The sequence below is a fragment of the Fictibacillus sp. S7 genome, from assembly GCF_004127935.1.
GTDB classification, from domain to species: Bacteria; Bacillota; Bacilli; order Bacillales; family Fictibacillaceae; genus Fictibacillus_C; species Fictibacillus_C enclensis.
In genome coordinates this window covers 3,312,647-3,330,883 of sequence record NZ_QJKL01000001.1, presented here as the reverse complement: position 1 = coordinate 3,330,883, position 18,237 = coordinate 3,312,647, and the positions used below count along the sequence as shown (strand labels likewise).

Below are 18,237 nucleotides of genomic sequence, written 5' to 3'. Positions count from 1 at the left end.
CAAGTGTTAATGAGTTTTCCTGGCATTGGGACCAACACAGCTGTGCGTTTAATCGCTGAAATTGGTGACATTCACCGTTTTAAAACCAACAAACAACTGAACGCTTATGCCGGTATTGATATTCGGCGTTTTCAATCCGGCACCATCTTGTATAAAGATAAAATCAATAGGCGAGGGAACAAACATTTACGAAAGATCCTGTATCTTACCATTCAAAATATGATTAAACAGAGGCGTTTTGGGGATAACCATTTTGTAGATTACTACGACAAACTAAAAACGCAACCTTATAACAAACGTCATAAAGTCGCGTCCATCGCGTGTGTGAATAAGTTATTGAAATGCCTATTCCACCTTATTACACACAATTTGCATTACGATTACCAGATAGCAGCTGGTAAGTAATGTTTTGACTATTATATCATAATTCTCCCCTAGTTTAAAAAACAGCTACAACTAGGGGTATTTAGAATGCCTTAAATAAAGTGACAATACCGAAGGCTTAATGACTCCCTAAAAAACTATTGACTAATCGTAAGAAATGGGACTGCCTGAAGGTCTTTTGACTTTCAGACAGCCCCATTTGACTGTTCATTTATCTGTGTTTGGCCACATCAAGGCGGTTGATCGCGCGGCGAAGAGCATATTCTGCTCTCGCCTGGTCCAAATCGCTTTGATTGGTCTCAGCCAAACGGCGCTCAGCACGCTCTTTAGCTGCTTCAGCGCGATTGACCTCAATCTCATCTGCCAGTTCAGCAGCTTGAGCAAGGATTGTTACTTTTTCAGGCCGAACTTCGATAAATCCACCGCTAACGGCCACATATTGTGTTTTTCCATCTTGTTTCACACGTACTGCACTGATGGTTAAAGGAGCAACCAACGGAATATGTCCTGGCAGGACACCCAGCTCACCGCTTTTTGCTTTTGAACTGACCATTTCTGCCGTTCCTTCAAACACAGGACCATCAGGGGTGACTACACTTACGTCTAACGTTCTCATTTCGTCTTACCCCCTTATAGGTTTAGGCCATCGTTTTTGCTTTTTCAACAACTTCATCAATAGAACCTACAAGACGGAATGCATCCTCTGGAAGGTCATCGTGCTTTCCATCAAGGATTTCTCTGAATCCTCGGATTGTTTCCTTAACAGGCACGTATGAACCTTTTTGACCAGTAAACTGTTCCGCAACGTGGAAGTTTTGAGACAAGAAGAACTGGATGCGGCGCGCACGCTGTACAACCAATTTATCTTCTTCAGAAAGCTCGTCCATACCCAGAATGGCAATAATATCTTGAAGTTCTTTATAGCGCTGCAACGTTTGCTGCACTTGACGGGCAATGGAATAGTGCTCCTCGCCTACAATCTCTGGAGAAAGGGCGCGGGAAGTAGAAGCCAATGGATCCACCGCAGGATAAATACCCATAGCAGTCAATTTACGCTCAAGGTTTGTTGTTGCATCCAAGTGGGCAAACGCAGTTGCCGGAGCCGGGTCAGTATAGTCATCCGCCGGTACGTAGATCGCCTGGATCGATGTAACAGAACCTTTTTTCGTAGATGTGATACGTTCTTGAAGCTGACCCATCTCTGTAGCAAGTGTCGGCTGGTAACCTACCGCAGATGGCATACGGCCAAGAAGCGCGGATACCTCAGAACCTGCTTGTGTGAAACGGAAGATGTTATCCACGAAGAACAATACGTCCTGTCCTTCTTCATCACGGAAGAATTCAGCCATTGTAAGACCGGAAAGAGCGATACGTGCACGCGCTCCAGGAGGCTCGTTCATCTGTCCAAATACCATTGCAGTTTTGCTGATAACGCCAGAGTCACTCATCTCATGGTAAAGGTCGTTCCCTTCACGAGTTCGCTCACCTACACCTGCGAATACGGAAATACCGCCGTGCTCCTGCGCGATGTTATTGATCAATTCCTGGATAAGTACGGTTTTACCTACACCGGCACCACCGAAAAGACCGATCTTACCACCCTTAACGTATGGAGCAATAAGGTCAACGACTTTAATTCCAGTTTCAAGAATTTCCGTTTTTGTTGTAAGGTTTTCGAAAGATGGCGCTCCGCGGTGAATCGGATCACGGCGAACATCTGCTGGAACTGCCTCTCCAAGGTCAATGTGCTCACCTGTAACGTTAAATACACGTCCAAGTGTTGCACTTCCTACAGGAACGGAGATTGGTTTACCAGTATCATTGATTGCCATACCTCGAACAAGACCATCAGTAGAATCCATCGCGATGGTACGGACGGTGTTGTCACCAAGGTGAAGGGCAACTTCTAGTGTTAAATTAACGCCTTCAGCGTCAACTGTTAATGCATTTAAAAGTTCCGGAAGACTGTCATCGAATTTAACGTCGACAACAGGTCCAAGAATCTGGGTGATATACCCTTTATTCATCGTTTCCCCTCCTAACTTCTGGCACATCATTGTGCCGTATGCCTGATTAAGGCATGTATAAAAATCTACTCGAGTGCCGCAACCCCGCCGACAATCTCGGTAATTTCCTGAGTAATGGCCGCCTGACGCTCACGGTTATAGGTGAGTGTAAACTGGCCGATCAAATCGTCTGCATTGTCAGTCGCATTTCTCATTGCTGTCATACGAGAAGCATGCTCTGCTGCCTTTGCATCCAGAAGCGCTCCGTAAATCAAGCTTTCCGCGTACTGTGGAAGGAGAACTTCCAAAATTTCTTCTTCGGAAGGCTCGTATTCGTAAGCAGCATTTGAGCTGACTGTTCCTTCAAAACCAGTTAGTGGAAGAACTTTTCGTTCCGTAAGTTCTGACTGGATCGCACTGACGAAGTGGTTGTAATACATGTATAGTTCATCAAACGTTTCGTTCGCATACAAACCAACCGCCTTGCTTGCGATAGCTTTAATGTCAGCAAAAGACGGCTGATCCGGCAGACCCGTAATGCTGTCGATGATTGTCATGTTGCGCCTTTTGAAAAAGTTAAGACCAACCTTTCCGACAACAATAAGCGCATATTCATCAGGAGACTGATGTCGCTCGTTAATTGTGCGGTAAACGTGACGCAACACATTGGAGTTATATGCCCCCGCCAGACCACGGTCCGCCGTGATGACAAAATAGCCCGTTTTCTTTATAGGACGGCTGGCAAGCATGGGATGGCGTGCACTCCTGCTTCCGGAAGCAATGCTGGTTACGACCTCCTGCATCTTATCCATATAAGGAGTAAATCGTTTCGTGTTTTGCTCTGCACGGTTCAATGCTGCTGCAGATACCATTTCCATGGCCTTCGTAATCTGCTTCGTCTTTTTTGTTGCGTCAATTCTCGCTTTAATATCTCGTAATGCCACTCGTATTCACCACCTTTGGGTTAAGCTGGTTGCAGGATGCACCAGGCATCCTGCAGTTTATTTAAAGTTTACTGTTAGCTTGTGATCCAGCTTCAGTGCCCAATCCCTCGAGGTCGCTTCACTCTCACCCTTCAACACAAAAAGCGTGTTGCTGAGTGAGAGTTCCAGCGCTTGTCGGGCTTAAACGGGCACTTCAGCTTTTCTTTTTGATCCAGCTTCAGCCGCTAAAGACTCGACCGTTTCACTCTCTCACTTCAACACAAAAAGCGTGTTGCTGTTTAAGAGTTCCAACGATTTTCGTCTTTTAACAGCGGCTTCAGCTTTTCTTTTTTTAAGCAAATACCTTCTTAAATGCTTTGATCGCATCGTCCAGTTCGCTGCCTTCTGGAAGTTTTCCAGTGGTTTTGATCTGGTTGAGTACGTCTTTAGCGTTGTTATCCATATAAGCATGAAGCTCTTCTTCAAAACGTGTGATATCTTCGACTGGAACATCATCAAGGTAGCCTCTTGTTAATGCAAACAGGATGGCAACCTGAAGTTCTACTCGCAGCGGTTTGTGAAGGCCTTGTTTCAGGACTTCTACTGTACGTGCACCACGGTTAAGTTTTGCTTGAGTCGCTTTATCGAGGTCTGAACCAAATTGAGCAAATGCTTCAAGCTCACGGAATGAAGCCAGGTCAAGACGGAGTGTACCAGATACTTTACTCATTGCTTTAATTTGCGCCGCTCCACCTACACGGGATACAGAAATACCCGCGTTGATGGCAGGACGTACACCGGAGAAGAACAAGTCAGACTGCAAGAAGATTTGTCCGTCTGTGATGGAGATCACGTTTGTCGGAATATATGCCGACACGTCACTTGCTTGAGTCTCGATGAATGGAAGTGCCGTAATGGAACCGCCGCCCAGCTCATCGTTTAGTTTTGCTGCACGCTCAAGAAGGCGAGAGTGAAGGTAGAAAACGTCCCCTGGATAAGCTTCACGGCCCGGAGGACGGCGAAGAAGCAAGGAAAGTTCACGGTAAGCTGCTGCTTGTTTAGAAAGGTCATCATAAACAATCAACACATGCTTGCCATCCCACATAAACTCTTCAGCCATGGAAACACCGGAATACGGAGCCAAGAAAAGAAGAGGAGCCGGCTGGGAAGCACTTGCAGATACAACAATTGTGTAGTCCAGCGCCCCTTGTTCACGAAGCGTTTCTACAACACCTGCAACAGTGGACTCTTTTTGTCCAATAGCAACATAGATACAAATCATGTCCTGATCTTTTTGGTTGATGATCGTATCAATGGCTACAGCTGTTTTACCGGTTTGACGGTCACCGATGATGAGCTCACGCTGACCGCGGCCGATTGGAACAAGAGCGTCGATCGCTTTGATTCCTGTTTGGAGCGGCTGGTGTACTGATTTACGAGCCATAACGCCTGGCGCCTTCTGCTCGATTGGACGAGTTTTTGTTGTTTCAACAGGTCCTTTGCCATCAATCGGCATACCAAGTGGGTTAACTACGCGTCCAAGTAGTTCTGGTCCGACCGGAACCTCCATGATGCGTCCTGTACGTTTAACCTCGTCGCCTTCGCGGATCTCCTGATATGGCCCGAGGATGATGATACCTACGTTGTTTTCTTCAAGGTTTTGGGCCATACCCATTACCCCATTAGAAAATTCAACAAGCTCGCCGGCCATTACATTATCCAATCCATGGGCACGGGCAATACCGTCACCGACCTGAATAACTGTACCGACGTCGTTTACTTCGATTTCAGACTGATAGTTTTCAATCTGTTTTTTTATTAAAGCACTGATTTCTTCAGCTTTAATGTTGCTCATGAATTTCACCCCTATCTTTTTAGCCTTGTGTAGTGGCTAATTGGCGCTCGATACGCTCTAGTTTGCCGCGGATACTTCCGTCAAAAATACGGTTGCCAATGCGGATTCTCATCCCACCAACGAGGGATTGATCAATAATATTTTCAATGCGCAGCTGCTGTTTGCCCACTCGCTTTGCGAAGGTTTCTTCAAGACGGGCTCTTTCATCCTGTGACAACAGGCGGACAGAGTAAACCGTTGCTTCAGCAATGCCGCGCGATTCATTTGCTAGTTCAATAAACTGGCCAGCCATTTCCGCGATAATGTTCTCTCGGTTGCGGTCGATCAGCAATAAAATAGTGTTCAGAACCGGTTTGGAAATGTATGTGCCAAGGCTTTCTTTTACAATCTGTTTTTTCTCTTCAACAGAAATTTTCGGATGGTTCAATAGCTTTTGAATGTCACGGTTGCTTTCCATGACATCCTTGACTACACGAATCTCAGCCTCAGACTGCTCAAGGTTTTCTTGTCCAACCACTTCATAAAGAGCTGATGCATAGCGTTTTGCAATTACAGTAAGATCCTTGCTCATCTAGCTTCGCCTGCCTCTTGAAGGTAATCCTGGATTAACTTCTCCTGGCTGCGCTCATCCAGTTCTTTCGCGATCACTTTGGAAGCGATCATGACAGACAGAGATGCAACTTCTTTTCGAAGAGTGGCGACAGCTTTTTCTCTTTCACTGGCAATATCAGCCAGTGCAGATACTTTCACGCGTTCAGCTTCTTCACGGGAAGCCTGGATAATAGCCTCACCCTGCGCTTCACCTTGTTTTTTCGCATTTTCGATGATAGCTCGTGCTTCTTCACGCGCTTGTTTCAATTCTTCTATTTGTGTAGCAAGATGCTCTTTCGCCTCTTTGCGGCTGGCTTCTGCTGCTTCAATTTCATTCGTAATAAAGTTTTGTCGCTCTTTCATGATTCCCATTAACGGGCCCCATGCATACTTGCGTAATAAGAGCATTAGAATAAAGAATGCTAGTAACTGGAAGAGAATATCTCCGCCGTTAACACCACCGGTTGCCGCACCTAACATTAAGGATTGCACGGTATTTCCTCCCTTCAATAGGTCATACATAAGGAATGGCGAAGAAAAGTTCCAGTTTTGAAACATGCTTCGCCATTATTGAGATCTTTTTAAATCTTGCTGTTATTAGCTGCCAAGAACGATAAACGCAATAACAACGCCGATGATTGGAAGTGCTTCAACTAACGCAACCCCGATAAACATTGTTGTTTGAAGTGTACCGCGAAGTTCTGGCTGACGAGCGATCCCCTCAACTGTACGTCCTACGATAAGACCGTTACCAATACCTGCACCTAGTGCTGCTAGACCGATTGCAATTGCTGCTGCAATAAGATTCATTTTTGTATTTCTCCCTTCTTTTCCCCTGCAATTTTATTTTTTGTTCCTGACGGTTAGGCCATGAACGAAACTTATATTAATTAATGGTCGTCCGCCACTTTATGGGCAAGATAAACCATTGTTAACATGGTAAAAATAAATGCCTGAATGGCACCTACAAATACGGAGAATCCCTGCCATACAATCAACGGGAAGATCCCCAGGATACCGGCAAAAATACCTTTATGTGCCAGCCCTACAAGAAGGCCTAAAAGGATTTCTCCAGCGTAAATGTTACCGTAAAGCCGGAGGCCGAGCGTTAGTGTATTGGCAAATTCTTCGATCAGCTTTAATGGGAAGAAAAGCTTGAAAGGTTTAAAGAATTCTGCACCGTACGCTTTTGCACCTTTTAATCTCACCCCATAATAGTGGCTTAGTACCACTACCATTACGGCAAGTGTTAAGGTGATGGTTGGATCTGCAGTTGGCGATTTCCACCAAAGTTCATGGTCGAAAGCTACTGCAAATGGCAGGCCGAGCATATTGGAAACAAAAATATACATAAGTAATGTAAGACCTAGTGTAAGAAAGCGGCCGCCCGTGTGCCAATCCATTGTGCTGTTGATGATTCCTTTTACAAAATCCACTACCCATTCAAGAAAGTTTTGCAAACCGCCCGGTTTCATGGACAAGGCGCGGGTAGCCAGTACAGCAATCAGGAAAACAATTACGGATGAAACTGTAATCATTAGTACGTTTGACAGGTTAAATTGAAGACCCATAAACGTATGTATCGGAGCTTCGTGTTCCACCTATTTCACCTCTTTTCCTTTGAAGTACGCATGGTTTTAGTTAGTGAATCTATTAACATGATAATATAGACCGTCATCAATCCAATTACCACACTTAACAAATTGAAAAATTGCGGGTATCTCATGGCAATAAGCACTGCGAGGCCACCCACAAGAAGCCTTGATAATGAACCCATTGTCCTGACTTTTTGCTGGTTAATGACTGCTTGTCCGAGCCGTTCGATCCTCGAATACATGCTCCAAAGATTATAAAGACTGAACAGGGTGCCGAATGATAAACCGAGGAAAATGGATTGATAGGAGGTTACTCCATATCCGAGGACAAAAAAAGAGAGCATAAAGAGCGTGATCTTTATGTATCTTCTGAAGGTCATGGTGTACTCGGTCATTTGCGTTCTTCTCCTGATCGATTGGATAATAAACGGATCATGCCGTAAACGCCGGCTCCAAGCCCTATAAACAAGCCGATAATGAGGAACAGAGGACTCGTTCCCATAAGACCATCCAGCCACTTACCGCCGAAAAGCCCAAGCAATATACTTCCAACAAGTACAGAAAGTATACCTGACATTAATGCCATTGCTTTATAAGGTCGTCTTCCGGTGCTCATCGCATGGACTCCTTTCGGAACATCATAAGGAAGTTCAAAATTTCCAGTAAACACACTTGTGTCCTAGCATGAAAACCTTACCATATTCCCTTTGTAAGGATACCAATAGCGACACCCTGGTGTCAACGCAATTACAGGCAAAATATCATATAATTTGTGTAAAATCTGTCACAATTCCTATATGTTTATTTAATTGCAGTATAATATTGATTTTCCCTAGGAAAATAGCGATATAATAAACATTATGAACTATTCAGTTTTGTATAAAATCCCGGTTTTTGAGCAGACTTTTCAGTACAAACTTCATCCAGGGAGGATGTCTTATGAAGCTCACTAAAACCGGTTTTTTGTTCCTCTTTTTTTTAGTCATACTTGTCGCCTGCATGAACAATGTCAACGATGGAAAAAATGGAACGAAATCCCATCAAATGAATGCCCATCCATCCAACTCCGGCACACCTCAAAATATGAACACATCCATGCGCCAGGATTATGCGAAATGGGGGGAAATTGCACTGGAGCGCACCAAGGAAAAATACCCCAACAGCACCATCAGTGATTATCAGTACGACACACGCCGGGTAAATGCTGACGGCACAGTGATCGACTTCTTCGACTTTATTATAACGGAACATAAGGTCGAAAAAGACATCAAAGTAAAGGTGCTGCATAACGCGAGTGACGGAAAATTGATTTCAGTAGCCTTTGAAGAAATCAGTTAATGATAAAAATGCTTTTGCCTCAGCCCACACCACGCTGTTGGCAGGGGCATTTTTTATGGTTTCTCTGGATGTCCACCTTCCTTCCCTACATAATATAAGCTAGGTATTTCCAAAAAACGTGAAGTTTAATCCGAACTTTTTGTTTGGAGGATGTATTTTGTTTCAGCCACGCAATAGCTAAAAAACAAAAGCGCCAGAAACCCGGCGCTTTCTTATGTTGCTTATTTTGTTCCAAAAAGACGGTCCCCTGCATCGCCAAGACCTGGTACGATATAGCCGTGGTCGTTGAGCTTTTCATCAAGGGCTGCCAAATAGATATCCACTTCAGGATGGTCTCTGTGAATCAGATCAATTCCTTCAGGAGCGGCAACAAGGCACATCAACTTAATGTTCTTTGCGCCTCTGTTTTTAAGGGACATGATGGCTGCTGCAGCAGATCCCCCTGTTGCAAGCATTGGATCAATAACAATAAAGTCGCGTTCCTCTACATCGGACGGAAGCTTTACATAGTATTCAACAGGCAAAAGTGTTTCCGGATCACGGTACAGACCAACGTGTCCGACTTTTGCTGCCGGGATTAATTTAAGAATTCCGTCTACCATGCCAAGACCGGCACGAAGAATCGGTACAAGACCAAGCTTTTTCCCGGCGATCACTTTCATTGTTGCTTCAGATACAGGAGTTTGAATGGTCACTTCCTCAAGTGGAAGATCGCGTGTAATTTCAAACGCCATTAATCCCGCAACTTCATCTACAAGCTCACGAAACTCTTTCGTACCTGTTTCAACGTCACGAATATGTGTTAACTTATGCTGTATCAATGGATGATCGAGAACAAAAACATTACCCATCCTGCTACCTCTCCTTTTAAAACGGGCTTGTCCATCCCGTAAATTCTTGCACATAACCTCTACCGCATTTTACAGAAAAAGAAGCACTACTTCAAGGTAAAAAAAGCTTCCAATTAAAATCCCGGGATTCCCCATAAAAATAGGACACCCCATTAGGATGCCCCATTCCCTACTATTCTTCTCTTCTGCTTAATACAAGCATGCATAAAGTGATGACGACAAAGGCGACAAACGCCAGCATCGGAATAGTAATAAAGCCGAGCCAGTTAATGTAATCCTGCGAACAGGGAACACCCGCACTGCATACTTCGAATTGCTTCAGGGCCGGAACCTTTTGCAGGGCAATATGATAGCCCGAAACAATAACTCCGAGGCCGGAAAGTGGAAGAACGTATGAAGCGATCCTGCTGTTATTGTGATAAAACGCCACACCCAGGAAAACAGCAAGAGGGTACATGAGTATTCTTTGATACCAGCAAAGGGTACAGGGAACATAGTGAAGGACTTCACTAAAGAAAAGGGACCCCAACACAGCAATAATGGCTGTTACCCAACCAAGCAGCAAAGGTTTATTCATCTTTAATTCTTCCCTTTCGAAGCTTCTTCGACCTGCTTCTTAAGGTCGCCGTATGTGCTTCCTTCAAACCGTTTGCCGTTCACAAACAAGGTTGGAGTAGATTGTACACCAAGCTTGCTCACCAAGGCTTCGTCCTTCTTTACATCCTCGTCGTGATTTGATTGGTTAAATGCCTTTTTTACTTTTTGGGCATCTTTGTTTGAGGTAGCCTCAGCCAGTGTTTTTACGAGGAAGTCCACAGTAAAGATATCTTGCTTTTCAGCCTCCTGATCGGCCGGCTGCTTTTTATAAAGAAGCTCATGGAATTTCCAGAAACTATCGTTGCCCAGTTCACTATAAACCGTTTCAGCAAATTGCGCTGAACGTCTGGAATCCACATTGATGAAAGGATAGTTGATGAAATAAAATTTAATTTTACCTGTTTGGATCAGGTCTTTTTCAATTTCAGGGAAAAGAGTCTCGTTAAAGTTTTTGCAAACGGGACATTTGTAATCGCCAAATTCAAGCACCTTCACATCTGCAGATTCTTCTCCTAAATACGGCTGATTTTTGTAATCGATGGATGCTCCTCCATTGGAGTCGTCTTTGTTGCCGAAATTCCCAACAAACAATAAAAAGACAATACCAATCGCAATAATGCCGATCACCCAGAAAATCCAGCTGGACGGCCGCTGATTCTTATTTCTTACATAATTTTTGGTTTTGGGCTTTGACTTGCTGTTCCCCTTAGGTTTTTGCTTCGCCATATTTTCACCTCTACTACCTTAAGTTTATTTACTAACTAATCAATCAGAAGTAAGTTCTACTTAAGAGTATACGAAGTCTCTCTATTTTACAAATGAACATTCTCTTAACTTTTGAATGATTTTTCGTGACTTTCGGTGCTCTAAAGAAAGCGATATCTGGTTCAAGAGTTTAGTACCAATAAAATAAAAAACAGCACCGCTTCTTCAGCGGTGCCGGTACCCGGTCATATTGGTTTTTTTCCATCCATCAGTTCACAAGCGGCCCTGCAGATGTCCCCTGCAGTCAGATGGTACACTTCTTTTAAATATTCTGTTTTGCCAACCTGCCCAAACTGTTCCTTGACTCCGATTCTTCTCAGAGGCACAGGAGCCTGTTCACTCAAAACTTCAGCCACTGCACTGCCGAGTCCGCCGATGGCATTATGGTTTTCCGCTGTGACAATAGCCCCGGTTTTTCGGGCATACTCCACGATCCGTTCATGATCCACCGGTTTAATGGAATACATATCGATCACCGCAGCATGGATACCTTTCTCTGCAAGGAGGTCAGCAGCCTTTAGCGCTTCTGCGACCATAATACCGCTTGCCATCAAAGCGATATCCGGACCTTCTCTCAGCACCTTGCTTTTTCCCTCTTCAAATGTTTCATCCGGCTCATAGAGTTTCACCGCAGCTTTCCTCATCGTGCGGATATAGTGGATGCCGTACTCGCCCGCTATTTTTTTCAAAAGATAAGTGAGCATCGTGGAATCACTCGCTTCGTAGACTACCGCTTTCGGTACGAGACGCATCAGCCCCAAGTCCTCAAATGCCATATGCGTTCCACCGTTGTGCTCAGCCGTTACCCCCGAATCCGACCCAAGTATTTTCAGGTTCAGCCTTGCATAAGCCCCAGAGACGAATAACTGATCATAGGCACGTCGAGTGGCGAATTGGGCAAACGTATGGAGAAACGGGATCTTTCCTGTAATAGAGAGCCCCGCTGCAACTCCCATCATATTGGCTTCCATTATGCCGCAGTTGATCAGCTGTCCGGGAATTTGATTCTGGAGTTTATTAGTAGAGATGGCACTCATCAAATCCGCTTCTAGGGCGATGATATTACGGTTTTGTTTTGCCAGTTTCAACAACGTCTGGGCATAAGCCTGCCTCATCTCTATATCTTCAGTTTCATAGGATATTGTTACAGAATTAATCATACAGTCACCTCTCCTCCAAGCCTGCTTTCAAGATCGGCTATTGCCTCAAGAATGGCTTTTTTATCTTGTGCATTCGGGCGGATGTGGTGATTATCTTCCTTTGCTTCAAGATACGGAACTCCCTGACCTTTTACGGTATCAAGGATAATGGCGACCGGCTGGCTGTGCTGCGCTTTCCCGTCCTGAATGGCTGAATAGATTTCCCTTACCGAGCTGCCGTCAGCCCTCACCGTATAAAAACCGAACGCTCTGAACTTTTCGGCAAAGTCTATTGGGTCAATAATATCCTTCGTCAGTCCGTCGAGCTGTTTTTTGTTATCGTCCACCAGTACTGTCAGATGGTTCAATTTATGATGGGCCGCAAACTGAAAAGCTTCCCAGCACTGTCCTTCATTCAGCTCTCCATCCCCTACGATGCAATACGTCCGGTTGGATCGTCCCGAAAGCTGATGCGATAGCGCCGCACCGACCGCTGCAGAGATACCCTGGCCAAGAGATCCTGTTGTCATGTCCACACCCGGCGTCAAATTTCGGTCCGGATGGGAAGGCAGCGACGTGCCGTTTTGATTGAGTGTATAAAGTAGCTCTTCTGGAAAAAAGCCTTTCAAAGCAAGGGTCGCATAATAGGCCGGACCTCCGTGGCCTTTGGAGAGGATAAAATAATCCCTCTCTTCTAATCGAGGATTAAACGGGTCTATATTCAACATTTCACCATACAGCACAGCCAGCGCTTCTACAATGGACAGGCTGCCGCCGTAATGTCCGAAGCCCAGGTGGTTCAATTCCTGGAGCGTTTTAAGCCTGATTTGATCTCGAAAGTGTTCCAGGTCTTCTATTAAAGCCCTCATGATTACCTCCTTCGTAGTTTATTGCTTTAAGCAGAAATCTTTTCATCTTCATTTCTTGATTTCTTACGCAAGCCGAATAATACCGCAATCACCAGAACAGCTGTAACGAACAGGGTGACACCCACTGAACCAAACGAACCGGCAATATTGCCTAAAATAATGCCCGTGCCGGCGAAATCACTGTCCGAGAAGGTGGTATTTGCAAAGCCAAGATCTCCAAGCACCGGAAGGAGGAATACAGGAAGGAACGTAATCAGAAGCCCGTTAGCAAATGAACCAATAGTCGCTCCCCTTATGCCGCCTGTGGCATTACCGAAAACACCGGCTGTTGCACCGGTGAAAAAGTGTGGCACAACTCCAGGCAGAATGATAACCGCTCCTGCCCATCCCAGAATGGCCATACCAACAATCCCTCCAAGGAAACTGCAGAAAAAGCCAATTAAAACAGCGTTCGGTGCATACGGAAAAACGATCGGGCAGTCGAGGGCAGGTTTGGAATTCGGCACAAGCCGGGTCGAAATTCCTTTAAAGGCAGGAACAATTTCAGCCAGGACCAAACGCACGCCTGAAAGAATTACAAATACACCGGCAGCAAAGGTAACCGCCTGAATCACCGAAAAGACAAGATAGTGAGTTCCATTGCTCAATTCCTTTTCGACATAGGACGGACCTGCAAAAAGAGCGATGACCAAATAGAGAATCGTCATTGTAAGGGCAATGGTGACCGAACTGTCACGAAGAAAACCGAGGCCTTTTGGAAAATTGATCTTTTCAGTCGATCGGGAGCCTTTTCCAACCACTTTGCCGACCAACCCCGACAGAATATATCCGAGGGAAGAAAAGTGTCCGAACCCGACTTTATCATTCCCGACAATCTTGCGCATGAATGGCTGGCACATGGCTGGAAAAATAGCCATCGTCAGTCCAAGGGCTATGGCACCGACAATGATTAGACCCGCTCCCTTCAGCCCTGAAACGACAAGGATGATCGCAAACATACAGGCCATGTACAGCGTGTGATGCCCGGTCAGGAAGATGTATTTCAGAGGCGTAAAACGAGCTACGAGAATGTTGGCAATCATGCCGAAGAACATGATAAGCGCTGTCGCTGAACCATACTTTGTCAGCGCCATAGCTACAATAGCTTCGTTATTTGGAACAACCCCGTTAACATGGAATGCTTCCTGAAACATCTTTCCAAAGGGATCAAGTGCTCCGACAAGGATATTGGCGCCAGCTGCAATAACAAGAAAACCAAGAAAGGACTTTGTCGTCCCTTTAATGACTTCACTTGCCGGTTTTTTCTGCAAAAGAAGGCCAATCAGTGAGATTAATGCCACCAGCACAGCCGGCTGGCTTAGAATATCCATCATCAGCTTAAGAAATCTTTCACCCATTTCCTAGCTCCCCCTTTTTGCTCTTTAGAGCATTCCTTTTTGTGTCAACACTTCTCTTAACTTCTCCCGGATGCCATCCATGTCAATAATGCTGTCAATGACAACGACCTCTCCAAGGTGGGATGCCCCCTCAGCGATGTCCCTTGCCGCAATGAAAAGATCGGCCATATCAGGAGTCGCTGAACTTAAATCGGAGTGGCTGACCTCCACACCCGAAACTCCAAGTTCGTTAACAATCTCCTGAACGTTCATTTCTAGAATGAAACTGCTTCCTAAACCCGAACCGCAAATCGCTAAAATTTTCATGTTCTTTTCCTCCTAAACAACTTTGAATATTCATGGATCAGTCCAAGCATTTCCTCTGTGCTGTTCATTGCTTTCAGCTTTTTTACATTTTCTTTCTTGCTTAGCAGCTTTGTCAGCTGGGATAGAGCCTGCAAGTGTGTCTTATTGTCAATGGCAGCTATGCAGAACAATAAAGAAACAGGGTGTTTTTTATCATCTAAAAAGTAAACGGGCTCCTCGAGCTTCAAAAAGCTCATTCCCACCTCATTCACTCCCATCTCAGGCCTCGCATGAGGAATCGCAATTTCCTGGCCGAGTATGACATAAGGGCCCATCGTATTCACATTTTCAATCATCGCCTTAATATAGGATGGCTTGATCGCCCCTTTTTTCAGCAGCGGCTGGGCGGCTTCCTCGATTGCCTTCTCCCAGCCAGGCACCTGCTCAGCAAATTGAATGGTTTCATTCGTAATTAAATCACTTAACACGGGTCTGTTCCTCCTGTTAGCGTTCGTTCTTTTTTGAAACATAAATTGTGTCAAAGCCTGTGCAAGGCCATCCTTATCGAAAATATGAGCATGTTTCTCAATGGTCTGCAAGATATCCTTTGCTCCCAAATGCTCATACTGAACTCCGAATAGGTGTTGATACACCTCATTGAGCAGCGTTCCCTTTTCGACCGGTGTCATTATTGGTTTTACGGGAAAACAAGGAACCTTCGTTTGAAGCGGCACTGTTGAAAACACAAGGTCGATGTCCAGCTCTACTCCTTCATTGAACTCTTTTAAGGAAAGTGTCCTATACACGGTGATTTCTGAAAACAGTGATTCAAGCTGGTGTTTAACCATCAAGGATGAGCTGATGCCGCTCGGACAAACAACAACCGCTCTTTTCCTACTTGCAGCGATCTGTATGGGCTTTTCCAGCAAGGCAGCAAAATGGATCGTGATGAAGCCGGCTTCTTCTTCCGGAACAGAAATGTTCAAAAGAACTTCAACAGGACTAAGCAGCTCTTTCACAATCGTAAATAGCTCCGTATGCTCCTCCTTGATTTGGACAAGCAGCGGATTGTATATGGGGATTCGGTACTTCATCCGGTAATACGCCGGCTTGAGATGCTGATACAGCGTTTCTACGACCTTGTTCTTTTCTTCAAAGAAAATACAGGCCTTATATTCAAAATCAGTGACCAATCTTTCGCAGATCCGAAACAGCAGATCGTAATCATCCTGAATTACAGAAGCATCCCCTAGAGAAAGACCCAGCATTTGAATCACAAGATAAGCAACCTCCGAATCTGTTTTCATCAAATGAAGCTGTGCTAAAATTTGTTCTGCCGGCTCATTCAGCCGGTCCTGTCGAAGCAATTCAATTTCATCCCGATGAAGGCGGACCATTTTCTTTTCAAGCATCCGGATGTAATAGAATTGGAGGAAATAAGCAAACTGATGCATACGTTCCTCCACAAACTGAAGGCTAAGTTCTTTTTCAAGAGACTGCAGAATCGAAAAAATAGTTTTTACGATGAGCGGACTGTCAGATGCCTTAAGAACATAACCGATGATTTTCTCTCCCGACGGTTTTTGAAACAACCTGGTCAGATGGCTCATCAGCAGCACCCGCTTATCCAGCTCGGTGCCCTTTAGGTGGTATCCTCTTTCCCGGGTATAATGAATTTTCACTAAAAACGGTGCGAAGAGGGCATTGGCTTTTTTGACATCAGCGGTGACAGTGTTCTTGCTGACTTTCAATAGATCAGTAAAATGGGCAGATGAGATATGCTCTCTTCTGATGAACAAGAACAAATAAAGGGCCACAAGACGCTCATCTTCCGTAAAAATAAAGGAATCAGCAGCAAAGGAGGCATCCGCTAATTGAAACACCTGCGCGGGAACTTCAATCTGCGTTTTCCGTTTATAAGAGATGGAAGGAAGACTTTGATCCTTCAACCAATCATTTATTTTTTCTAAATCATACGTAATCTGACGCTTGGACATCTGAGTTTGATCCATCAGCTGGGCTATGGTTGGTCTTTTCAGTGAGAAAATCTGATTCAGCAGCAATGCCGGCCTTTCTTCCAGTTGCACGTTGATCCCCCTCCTGATCTCATCATATTGTAAAGCGCTTTCATTTTGTATAACCATTGATAACAATTGATGTGAGACCCAAGTAACAAAATTGGGATGAAAGCGGAAATTTACTTTTTACTCTAAAGAAAGAACACAAAAAAAGACACCCTTAACAGGTGCCTTTTTCATAATCTCTCTTATTCGTAAAGCTTGTACTTTCCAGCAAGCGCTGCAACACGTTCGCCCGCTTCCTTCAAGGTAGCTTCGTTTTCAGGGTTTTTAACAACAAGGGCAATGAGGGATGCAATTTCATCCATGTCTTCGAGGCCAAAACCACGAGACGTAACTGCTGCCGTACCGATACGGATACCGCTAGTTACAAACGGGCTCTCTTGATCAAACGGAATCGTGTTTTTGTTTACGGTAATTCCGATGTCATCGAGCGCCTTTTCGGCAATTTTTCCTGTAATGCCAAGCTTGCTTACATCAATAAGAATCAAATGGTTATCCGTTCCGCCGGACACCAGTGTGATTCCTTCCTTAGTAAGGGAATCGGCAAGTCGTTTTGCATTATCAACGATTTGCTGGGAATACGTTTTGAAGTCGTCTGACAATGCCTCTCCAAAGGCTACCGCCTTTGCCGCAATCACGTGCATAAGAGGTCCGCCCTGAATTCCAGGGAAAATGGACTTGTCGATCTTCTTGGCAAACTCTTCTTTACAAAGAATCATTCCGCCGCGTGGACCGCGAAGTGTTTTATGGGTAGTAGTTGTTACAAAATCAGCGTAAGGAACCGGGTTTTCATGAAGCCCAGTTGCCACAAGTCCGGCAATGTGCGCCATATCAACCATCAAATAAGCTCCGACTTCGTCCGCAATTTCACGGAACTTCTTGAAGTCAATCGCTCTTGGATAGGCACTTGCTCCGGCAACAATCAGTTTCGGTTTATTTTCAAGCGCTTTTTGGCGTACATCTTCATAGTCAATAAGATGTGTTTCTTCATTCACGCCATATTCGACAAAATTATAAAGCTCGCCTGAAAAGTTAACCGGACTTCCGTGCGTCAAATGCCCGCCGTGGGACAGGTTCATTCCAAGGACTGTATCGCCAGGCTTTAGAATGGTAAAATACACAGCCATGTTCGCCTGTGCACCGGAGTGAGGCTGAACGTTGACATGCTCCGCTCCAAAGATTTTCTTGGCACGGTCTCTTGCGAGGTTCTCTGCCACGTCAACATATTCGCATCCTCCGTAATAACGGCGGCCCGGATATCCCTCTGCATACTTATTGGTGAGGACCGATCCTTGCGCCTCCATTACCGCTTCACTTACAAAGTTTTCTGATGCAATGAGTTCAATTTTATTCCGCTGACGTCCTAGTTCGTCTTGTATAGCAGCAAAAACTTCTTGATCTTGAACAGCTAGCTTTTTCAAGTTTGTGCATCCCCTTCGTGTTAAAAGTCCTTAATTCATGTTCATTGTAACATAGCTTTTCAGTGTTTTGTTAGGTCACTTTTAATTGATAGCGGATACATTTTAGATATTTTCCGAACGCTAAAACATAAAGTGTTATA

Annotated in this window: 21 protein-coding genes; 2 read left to right on the top strand and 19 right to left on the bottom strand. The window is 44.8% G+C overall.

The window, feature by feature from the left end:
* Window positions 1-405: transposase (locus tag DMO16_RS17300; RefSeq protein ID WP_164988947.1), on the top strand; the 405-nt coding region annotated here is incomplete at its 5' end.
* 190 nt (window positions 406-595) lie between these two features.
* Here the strand turns inward: DMO16_RS17300 and DMO16_RS17295 are convergent.
* From DMO16_RS17295 to DMO16_RS17250, 10 genes are all read right to left on the bottom strand, one after another.
* Entirely contained in the window at window positions 596-1,000 is a 405-nt protein-coding gene (locus DMO16_RS17295) for a F0F1 ATP synthase subunit epsilon (protein WP_061973567.1), read from the bottom strand.
* Window positions 1,001-1,022: 22 nt separating this feature from the next.
* The gene (gene atpD, locus DMO16_RS17290; protein WP_061973565.1) at window positions 1,023-2,411 is read right to left on the bottom strand and encodes a F0F1 ATP synthase subunit beta; all 1,389 of its coding nucleotides are present in this window, start codon (window positions 2,409-2,411) and stop codon (window positions 1,023-1,025) included.
* A 65-nt stretch (window positions 2,412-2,476) separates the two neighbouring features.
* The gene (gene atpG, locus DMO16_RS17285; RefSeq protein ID WP_061973563.1) at window positions 2,477-3,340 is read right to left on the bottom strand and encodes an ATP synthase F1 subunit gamma; all 864 of its coding nucleotides are present in this window, start codon (window positions 3,338-3,340) and stop codon (window positions 2,477-2,479) included.
* A 325-nt stretch (window positions 3,341-3,665) separates the two neighbouring features.
* Window positions 3,666-5,168 carry a F0F1 ATP synthase subunit alpha gene (atpA, locus tag DMO16_RS17280; RefSeq protein ID WP_061973523.1) on the bottom strand — a complete coding sequence of 501 codons (1,503 nt, stop codon included), beginning with the start codon at window positions 5,166-5,168 and terminating at the stop codon, window positions 3,666-3,668.
* A 19-nt stretch (window positions 5,169-5,187) separates the two neighbouring features.
* Window positions 5,188-5,739, bottom strand: a complete 552-nt coding sequence (locus DMO16_RS17275) for a F0F1 ATP synthase subunit delta (RefSeq protein ID WP_129478841.1) — start codon at window positions 5,737-5,739, stop codon at window positions 5,188-5,190.
* On the bottom strand, window positions 5,736-6,281 hold the full coding sequence (gene atpF, locus DMO16_RS17270) for a F0F1 ATP synthase subunit B (RefSeq protein WP_129480416.1): 546 nt from the start codon (window positions 6,279-6,281) through the stop codon (window positions 5,736-5,738). The genes DMO16_RS17275 and atpF overlap by 4 nt, the downstream gene beginning before the upstream one ends.
* Window positions 6,282-6,356: 75 nt before the next feature.
* The gene (atpE, locus tag DMO16_RS17265; RefSeq protein ID WP_090239739.1) at window positions 6,357-6,569 is read right to left on the bottom strand and encodes a F0F1 ATP synthase subunit C; all 213 of its coding nucleotides are present in this window, start codon (window positions 6,567-6,569) and stop codon (window positions 6,357-6,359) included.
* 80 nt (window positions 6,570-6,649) lie between these two features.
* Window positions 6,650-7,360 carry a F0F1 ATP synthase subunit A gene (atpB, locus tag DMO16_RS17260; RefSeq protein WP_129478839.1) on the bottom strand — a complete coding sequence of 237 codons (711 nt, stop codon included), beginning with the start codon at window positions 7,358-7,360 and terminating at the stop codon, window positions 6,650-6,652.
* A 5-nt stretch (window positions 7,361-7,365) separates the two neighbouring features.
* Window positions 7,366-7,749, bottom strand: a complete 384-nt coding sequence (locus tag DMO16_RS17255) for an ATP synthase subunit I (protein ID WP_129478837.1) — start codon at window positions 7,747-7,749, stop codon at window positions 7,366-7,368.
* Entirely contained in the window at window positions 7,746-7,970 is a 225-nt protein-coding gene (locus tag DMO16_RS17250; protein WP_129478835.1) for an AtpZ/AtpI family protein, read from the bottom strand. Before DMO16_RS17250 ends, DMO16_RS17255 begins: the two co-directional genes overlap by 4 nt.
* Before the next feature lie 323 nt (window positions 7,971-8,293).
* Here DMO16_RS17250 and DMO16_RS17245 point away from each other — a divergent pair, with 323 nt between their 5' ends.
* A complete protein-coding gene (locus tag DMO16_RS17245) occupies window positions 8,294-8,692 on the top strand; it encodes a DUF3889 domain-containing protein (RefSeq protein WP_129478833.1) in 399 nt (132 codons plus the stop codon).
* Between the two features lie 221 nt (window positions 8,693-8,913).
* Here the strand turns inward: DMO16_RS17245 and upp are convergent, their stop codons facing one another.
* The 9 genes from upp to glyA form a co-directional block, all read right to left on the bottom strand.
* Complete coding sequence (gene upp, locus DMO16_RS17240) at window positions 8,914-9,543, bottom strand: uracil phosphoribosyltransferase (RefSeq protein ID WP_061973511.1); 630 nt, start codon at window positions 9,541-9,543, stop codon at window positions 8,914-8,916.
* 172 nt (window positions 9,544-9,715) lie between these two features.
* Entirely contained in the window at window positions 9,716-10,120 is a 405-nt protein-coding gene (locus DMO16_RS17235) for a disulfide oxidoreductase (protein ID WP_129478831.1), read from the bottom strand.
* 2 nt (window positions 10,121-10,122) lie between these two features.
* Window positions 10,123-10,866, bottom strand: a complete 744-nt coding sequence (locus DMO16_RS17230) for a DsbA family protein (RefSeq protein ID WP_061973506.1) — start codon at window positions 10,864-10,866, stop codon at window positions 10,123-10,125.
* 224 nt (window positions 10,867-11,090) lie between these two features.
* Entirely contained in the window at window positions 11,091-12,065 is a 975-nt protein-coding gene (locus DMO16_RS17225) for a transketolase family protein (RefSeq protein ID WP_061973504.1), read from the bottom strand.
* A complete protein-coding gene (locus tag DMO16_RS17220) occupies window positions 12,062-12,913 on the bottom strand; it encodes a transketolase (RefSeq protein WP_129478829.1) in 852 nt (283 codons plus the stop codon). Before DMO16_RS17220 ends, DMO16_RS17225 begins: the two co-directional genes overlap by 4 nt.
* Before the next feature lie 26 nt (window positions 12,914-12,939).
* Window positions 12,940-14,310: a PTS ascorbate transporter subunit IIC gene (locus DMO16_RS17215; RefSeq protein ID WP_129478827.1), complete on the bottom strand. Its 1,371-nt coding sequence runs from the start codon at window positions 14,308-14,310 to the stop codon at window positions 12,940-12,942.
* A gap of 24 nt (window positions 14,311-14,334) precedes the next feature.
* Window positions 14,335-14,616 (bottom strand): PTS sugar transporter subunit IIB, encoded by a 282-nt coding sequence (locus tag DMO16_RS17210; RefSeq protein ID WP_129478825.1) that lies wholly within the window; start codon window positions 14,614-14,616, stop codon window positions 14,335-14,337.
* Window positions 14,613-16,682: a BglG family transcription antiterminator gene (locus tag DMO16_RS17205; protein WP_129478823.1), complete on the bottom strand. Its 2,070-nt coding sequence runs from the start codon at window positions 16,680-16,682 to the stop codon at window positions 14,613-14,615. The genes DMO16_RS17210 and DMO16_RS17205 overlap by 4 nt, the downstream gene beginning before the upstream one ends.
* 179 nt (window positions 16,683-16,861) lie before the next feature.
* On the bottom strand, window positions 16,862-18,097 hold the full coding sequence (gene glyA, locus DMO16_RS17200; RefSeq protein ID WP_061973495.1) for a serine hydroxymethyltransferase: 1,236 nt from the start codon (window positions 18,095-18,097) through the stop codon (window positions 16,862-16,864).
* Window positions 18,098-18,237 lie beyond the last annotated feature (140 nt).

Coding starts and splice junctions, on each gene's coding strand:
- DMO16_RS17295 (WP_061973567.1), bottom strand. CDS start 1,000: ATGAGAACGTTAGACGTAAGTGTAGTCACCCCTGATGGTCCTGTGTTT.
- atpD (WP_061973565.1), bottom strand. CDS start 2,411: ATGAATAAAGGGTATATCACCCAGATTCTTGGACCTGTTGTCGACGTT.
- atpA (WP_061973523.1), bottom strand. CDS start 5,168: ATGAGCAACATTAAAGCTGAAGAAATCAGTGCTTTAATAAAAAAACAG.
- DMO16_RS17275 (WP_129478841.1), bottom strand. CDS start 5,739: ATGAGCAAGGATCTTACTGTAATTGCAAAACGCTATGCATCAGCTCTT.
- atpF (WP_129480416.1), bottom strand. CDS start 6,281: ATGTATGACCTATTGAAGGGAGGAAATACCGTGCAATCCTTAATGTTA.
- atpE (WP_090239739.1), bottom strand. CDS start 6,569: ATGAATCTTATTGCAGCAGCAATTGCAATCGGTCTAGCAGCACTAGGT.
- DMO16_RS17255 (WP_129478837.1), bottom strand. CDS start 7,749: ATGACCGAGTACACCATGACCTTCAGAAGATACATAAAGATCACGCTC.
- DMO16_RS17250 (WP_129478835.1), bottom strand. CDS start 7,970: ATGAGCACCGGAAGACGACCTTATAAAGCAATGGCATTAATGTCAGGT.
- DMO16_RS17245 (WP_129478833.1), top strand. CDS start 8,294: ATGAAGCTCACTAAAACCGGTTTTTTGTTCCTCTTTTTTTTAGTCATA.
- upp (WP_061973511.1), bottom strand. CDS start 9,543: ATGGGTAATGTTTTTGTTCTCGATCATCCATTGATACAGCATAAGTTA.
- DMO16_RS17235 (WP_129478831.1), bottom strand. CDS start 10,120: ATGAATAAACCTTTGCTGCTTGGTTGGGTAACAGCCATTATTGCTGTG.
- DMO16_RS17230 (WP_061973506.1), bottom strand. CDS start 10,866: ATGGCGAAGCAAAAACCTAAGGGGAACAGCAAGTCAAAGCCCAAAACC.
- DMO16_RS17225 (WP_061973504.1), bottom strand. CDS start 12,065: ATGATTAATTCTGTAACAATATCCTATGAAACTGAAGATATAGAGATG.
- DMO16_RS17220 (WP_129478829.1), bottom strand. CDS start 12,913: ATGAGGGCTTTAATAGAAGACCTGGAACACTTTCGAGATCAAATCAGG.
- DMO16_RS17215 (WP_129478827.1), bottom strand. CDS start 14,310: ATGGGTGAAAGATTTCTTAAGCTGATGATGGATATTCTAAGCCAGCCG.
- DMO16_RS17210 (WP_129478825.1), bottom strand. CDS start 14,616: ATGAAAATTTTAGCGATTTGCGGTTCGGGTTTAGGAAGCAGTTTCATT.